General features: G+C 54.8%; 6 protein-coding genes. 5 read left to right on the top strand and 1 reads right to left on the bottom strand.

Annotation, left to right across the window (positions count from 1 at the left end; genetic code table 11):
• On the bottom strand, positions 1 to 678 hold a 678-nt coding region (locus V6D20_13115; GenBank protein HEY9816720.1), incomplete at its 3' end, for an AzlC family ABC transporter permease.
• 174 nt (positions 679 to 852) lie between these two features.
• On the opposite strand from V6D20_13115, the gene V6D20_13110 reads away from it, so the two are divergent.
• From V6D20_13110 to V6D20_13090, 5 genes are all read left to right on the top strand, one after another.
• On the top strand, positions 853 to 1,989 hold the full coding sequence (locus V6D20_13110; GenBank protein HEY9816719.1) for a C4-dicarboxylate TRAP transporter substrate-binding protein: 1,137 nt from the start codon (positions 853 to 855) through the stop codon (positions 1,987 to 1,989).
• Positions 1,990 to 2,043: 54 nt separating this feature from the next.
• The gene (locus tag V6D20_13105) at positions 2,044 to 2,703 is read left to right on the top strand and encodes a TetR/AcrR family transcriptional regulator (GenBank protein ID HEY9816718.1); all 660 of its coding nucleotides are present in this window, start codon (positions 2,044 to 2,046) and stop codon (positions 2,701 to 2,703) included.
• Entirely contained in the window at positions 2,672 to 3,172 is a 501-nt protein-coding gene (locus V6D20_13100; protein ID HEY9816717.1) for a TRAP transporter small permease, read from the top strand. Before V6D20_13105 ends, V6D20_13100 begins: the two co-directional genes overlap by 32 nt.
• A 10-nt stretch (positions 3,173 to 3,182) precedes the next feature.
• Positions 3,183 to 4,490 (top strand): TRAP transporter large permease subunit, encoded by a 1,308-nt coding sequence (locus tag V6D20_13095; GenBank protein ID HEY9816716.1) that lies wholly within the window; start codon positions 3,183 to 3,185, stop codon positions 4,488 to 4,490.
• Positions 4,491 to 4,522: 32 nt separating this feature from the next.
• Positions 4,523 to 5,604: amidohydrolase family protein (locus V6D20_13090; GenBank protein ID HEY9816715.1), on the top strand; the 1,082-nt coding region annotated here is incomplete at its 3' end.

Genomic DNA, 5,604 nt, shown 5'->3' with positions numbered 1-5,604 from the left:
CACCATCCCGCCAGTCAAAGCGCCGACCATCACATGGAGATAGGCCGGTAGCCACCAATACGCCATCAGGGCACTGACTGCCGCTGCCAGCCAAGGCAGGACCATCACAGCACGGGGATTTCCGCCTACCACGATCATCAGGAGAAAACACAGCATGATCACGTCGAGACCGAAACGTTCCGGCTCGGTGATCCCGCCACCGAAGGCCAGCCCTATTGCAGTGCCCACTACCCAGGCACTCCACAGCGCAATCCCTCCCCCGAGAAGAATGCCTAGGTTACGCTCTCCACGATGATACTCCCCCAGTGCCATCGCCCAGCTAGAGTCGGTCAGCAGGATCACCATTGCGAATTGCCGGCGCCGGGGCAGCGGTTTGAGCCAGGGATAGAGCGCCGCACTCATCAGCATATGCCGGGTATGAATCGCCAGGGTGATCGCTGCCAGAGCCAGCAGAGGCAGGGGCGGGCCCCACAGTTCCAAGGCAGCAAATTGCGATGGAGCGGCGAATACAATAAGACTCATTAGCATCGTTTCCCAATCGGCCAGCCCCTGATGAACGGCGGCCACACCGAAGGCTAAGCCAAACGCTACCGTGAAAGCGGCCAACGGCAGCATCTTGCGAATCCCGCGCCAAGTGCCAGCAAAGTCCAGGTTCGTGTAACTCTTCTTTACTATCATTATGTTACGAATCCCCAAGGGGTGCCCTCATACAAAAAAACAAACAGACCTGCTTGTTTTTTTTACACCTAGAGTCTAGATTTAATCAAGCGCGTTTGCCATCTAGCACCGTGCCATCCAGATGACACAACACAATAGCAACAAACTGCCGACCATCTCGGCCTGGAGAACAAAATGAATTTTGCCCGCAATGCGCTGACGCTAGCTGTCGCTGCTCTGGCGCTTCCTGTCTACGTCACTACAGCGCAAGCCTCGACCTCATTCATTGCCAACTCGTTCTACGACCAACAGCATCCTTTCTCCCGCTACGGCTACATCGAGTGGGCCGAGACGGTGGAACAGCTTTCAGATGGTGAACTGAAGCCTGAGGTCTACACCGGTACTGTTCTGCTGGCACCACGCGCCAGCCTGCAGGGTATCCAGGACAACATCGTCCAGGTCGCTCACCATGCTGCCATCTATACTCCTTCCGAAATGCCGGTGGCAAATGCTGTTCAGGAACTCGGGTTCAATTACTCCGATCCGCTGGTCGCTGCTCTCGCCGTAACAGATTTTAGTCTGAACAATCCTACCCAGCTTGCCGAGTGGAAAGAGTTGAATATTGTCTACCTCGGCGCATACACCACACCACCGTATGTACTAATGTGTCGGGAGCCTGTCAGAAACCTTGAAGAGCTACGTGGAAAACGCATCCGTACTGCCGGATCTACCGTTTCTGCTTGGGTGGAAGAGGCGGGTGGCATACCGGTTAATGTCCCTTCAAGCGAGATGTATAGTGGCCTCGACAGAGGATCACTGGACTGTGCAACCAATGCAGTCAATGATCTGGTCGATCGATCACTGTGGGAAGTTGCTGAGCACACAACGCTACTGCCCACTGGTATGTATTGGTCAGGCCCTCAGTGGGGCTTCAATTCAGGCTTCTGGAACGGTCTCAGTGACGAGCAGCGAGATGTGTTCAAAGAAGCCAGTGCCAAGGCCATGACTCGCATGATTGTCCAATACCTTGGTGCTGCAGATGCTGCAATGGAAGAAGCTCAGTCGAAGGGGGGGAATATTTACGAGCCCGGTGAAGATCTAATGGCTTCTGTAGAAAAATTCCGGGAAGAGGCCCTTTTGAATGTATACAATAAGGCTGGTGAGGAGTTTGGAGTCGAGGACCCTGAGGCTCTTATCGACGGATTTATTGCCACATACAATAAATGGGAAGATTTGGTCGGCACGGTAGATCGAGAAGACGAAGAAGCTCTGGCCGAACTGGCGATGAAGGAAATCTACAATAAGTTGCCTGCGGATTATGGTATTTACTAACTCCGGCGAGACCAAGGCCGCCTCAATGAGGCGGCCACGGTTTAGAGGGGTGTTATGATGAAGCGCCACATTCAAGAAGAAAAATCACGTCAGACTCAAGCCCGGATCACGCAAGCAACGATCGAGTGCATTCTTGTAAAGGGTATTCGTGCCACTTCAACAGTTGACGTCGCACGCCAGGCCGGAGTATCTCGTGGCGCCTTGGTGCATCATTACCCATCTAAGACATCATTGATGCAAGCCGCACTAGAAGACCTCCTCAATCGCGAGGTTGGAAGCGTTAGAGACATGGCGATGAGGGTCAAAGCTGGCGAATTAAATTTTGATAATTTCCTGAAGTCACTTCATGAACATTTTAAGGGTGACATGTACATGGTGACTCTTGAATACCTCACTAATGCGCGCACTGATCCCGCCATTATGGAGGTGCTGTTGCCACTGGCGGCAAGGTTCAATGATTCCTTGGAGCGGATCTGGGAGCAGTTGGTCGCGAATTCCGAGCACAGCTCACATGAGAAGCGGGTAGCCTTAAACGCCACCTTGTGCATGATGCGAGGCATGGGAGCACAGAGCATATGGCGTAATGACCCCGAACTCTATCGTGACATGCTGATGTTCTGGAAACAGACCCTGCTTGACTTGGGGTTTTCCGCCTCGGACACCAAAGAGAGAGAGAGCAGGAATGATAGCCAGAACTTTCGAGACCCTTGCTGAATGGGTGGCCAAGAGTGCTCTGGTGCTTTCGGCTATGTTCCTTGTGCTGATGGCACTGCATGTCTCGCTCGACGTGGGGCTGCGATACATATATGGGAAATCTTTCCCCGGCACCTTGGAAGTTGTCTCTTTCTACTATATGGTCGCCGTCGTCTTCCTTCCGCTAGCCTATGTCGAACTTCAGCATGAGCACATCAGTGTCGATGTGGTAGTCGGAAGACTCCCTCTTGCATTACAGCTAACGTTTTACCTATTCGCTGGCTCACTCGGCCTGATCTATTTCGGCATGCTTTGCTACCAGAGTTACCTTGATGCATTGAGCGCCACGCTACGACTCGAAACCGCCATGGCCAACTTCAAATTCTATTTGTGGCCTAGCCGCTGGGCACTACCGGTTGGCTTTGCGGCTATGTGCCTGGCAATCCTCGCCAATATGATCAAGGCGCTGCGACTTCGCCAAGCCCCGTAGGAGTTTCCTGATGAGTAACCTCGAGATAGGTGTGGCAGGCATTGCCATTGCCTTGACCCTGATCGCCCTGCGCGTACCAATCGGCATCGCTCTTGGCTTGGTCTCGATCATTGGCATTAGTGAGATGATCAGCGTGCGCGTTGCCTGGGGAATGATCTCCGCAACCCCGTTTGATTTCGCCGGTACTTGGGAGTTGACCGCCGCGCCGATGTTCCTGTTCATGGGGTATCTGTGTACCACCACCCACATGACCCAAGGCCTGTTCCATGCCATGCGCCTTTACCTGGCGAGGCTGCCCGGCGGATTGGCCGTTGCCAGCGTGATGGCCTCGGCCTTTTTCGCTGCAGCCTCAGGGTCTAGCGTTGCCACGTCAGCGGCCATGTCGCGCATCGCCGTCCCCGAGATGCTGAAGCACAATTACGATAAGGGCCTGGCTACGGGGACCGTGGCGGCCTCTGGAACCTTGGGCTCCCTGATTCCCCCTAGTGTGCTCCTGGTGCTCTATGGAGTTTACGCTCAGGTCTCGGTGGGTCAGCTGTTCATGGCTGGCTTTATTCCAGGCGTGCTCTCGGCGCTGCTCTACATTGCTATGATCATGGTCCGGACCAAGCTTAATCCCAGCCTGGCCGGCGACTCAGATGTGCGCTCCACCTGGGACGAAAAATGGGACGCCTTCAAGAATATCTGGCCGTTGCCGTTACTGATCGGTTCGGTTCTGGGCGGGATCTTCCTGGGCATTTTCTCGCCCACCGAGGCCGGGGCAGTGGGTACCACTATTGCCGCGTTGATCGCTTTGGCTCGACGCACCCTGACCACTGCTGCACTGAGAGAAGCCCTTGTACGGACTGCGGTGAGCACTGCCAGCATCTTCATCATCCTGATCGGTTCGCTGTTCTTCACTCGCTTTCTGGCCATGAGCGGCGTACCCGCTGCCTTCTCCGAGCTGATTCTCGGTGTGAGCACGGAGACCTGGTGGATCATTCTCGCTGTGGCACTGATCTACCTCGTGCTGGGCATGTTCATCGACTCCATCGGTCTGCTTCTGCTCACTCTTCCCCTGATCCTGCCGTTGGTACAAGGTGCAGACCTCAACTTGGTGTGGTTTGGCATCATCGTCGTCAAGCTGCTCGAAGTTGGCTTGGTAACCCCACCGATCGGGCTCAACGTCTATGTCATCAAGGGCGCCCTAGGCAACAGTGTCACCCTATCTGAAGTCTTCAGGGGCGTGAGTTGGTTCATCGTAATGGACATCGTCGCCCTGTTGCTGATCGTGCTGATCCCAGCATTGTCACTCTATCTCCCACAGAAAATGTTCTGACGCCACTACTGACACACTCACAAGGAATTCCAATGACAACGACACGCTTCATCAACGCCAACGTCATCGATACTCGTAACGGAAAGGTGCTCGCGAACCAGCAGGTTCGGGTAAAGGATGGACGCATTGACGCCGTCAGTGACTCACCATTAGAAGGTCAAGACGATCAAGTAATAGATATCCAGGGCCAGTTCCTGATGCCCGGCCTGGTTGACTCCCATGTGCACGTCACAGCCATAACGCCAAATTTTGCCCTGCTCGAGACACTCTCTCCTTTCTACGTCGGCGCCAAGTCCAGCGAATTGCTCGAAGCCATGCTGATGCGTGGTTTCACCACCGTGCGAGACGCCGGAGGTGCTGACCACGGCCTAGCCAAGGCCGTGGACGAAGACAGCCTGATTGGCCCGCGCATTTTGTACGCAGGGAATGCACTCTCCCAGACAGGCGGCCACGCAGACATGCGAGGCCCCGGGCAGAACACCTTCGAAGGCTGCTTCTGTTGCTCCGGGCTAGGCCGGGTCTGCGACGGAGTCAGCGAAGTCCGCCGGGCCGCCCGTGATGAGATCCGTAAGGGTGCCAACCAGATCAAAATCATGGCGTCGGGCGGTGTCTCATCACCCACTGATCGCATCGATAGCACCCAGTTTTCTCTCGAGGAAATCGACGCTATCGTCGAGGAAGCCACGGCTGCCAACATCTATACCATGGCACATGCTTATACTGCGCGTGCCATCAATCGTTTAATCCCCCGAGGCGTCAAGACCATCGAACACGGCAACCTGATGGATGAGGAGAGCTGCCGGTTGTTCCTCAAGCACGATGCCTATTTGACGCCGACTCTCTCCACATACGACGCTCTGGCCAAGGAAGGAGTCGAAGCCGGTATGGCTGAGCATCTGCAGCGCAAGGTCTTTGATGTACTCGACGCAGGTGGAAAAGCGCTCGAAATGGCCCAGCGACACGGTGTTAAGATGCTCTACGGTTCTGATCTTCTAGGCCGTATGCAGCGTCATCAACTCAATGAATTCCACCTTAGAAAAGATGTGGTACCTACCGATGAGTTGATCCGTGCTGCTACCAGCAATGCCGCCGACGCCTATGGACATGTTGGTGA

It is taken from the genome of Candidatus Obscuribacterales bacterium (assembly GCA_036703605.1).
Classification (GTDB): Bacteria; Cyanobacteriota; Cyanobacteriia; order RECH01; family RECH01; genus RECH01.
The sequence above is the reverse complement of the archived record's forward strand: the minus strand, read 5'-3'. Positions and strand labels throughout refer to the sequence as shown.

Coding starts and splice junctions, on each gene's coding strand:
- V6D20_13110 (HEY9816719.1), top strand. CDS start 853: ATGAATTTTGCCCGCAATGCGCTGACGCTAGCTGTCGCTGCTCTGGCG.
- V6D20_13095 (HEY9816716.1), top strand. CDS start 3,183: ATGAGTAACCTCGAGATAGGTGTGGCAGGCATTGCCATTGCCTTGACC.
- V6D20_13100 (HEY9816717.1), top strand. CDS start 2,672: ATGATAGCCAGAACTTTCGAGACCCTTGCTGAATGGGTGGCCAAGAGT.
- V6D20_13105 (HEY9816718.1), top strand. CDS start 2,044: ATGATGAAGCGCCACATTCAAGAAGAAAAATCACGTCAGACTCAAGCC.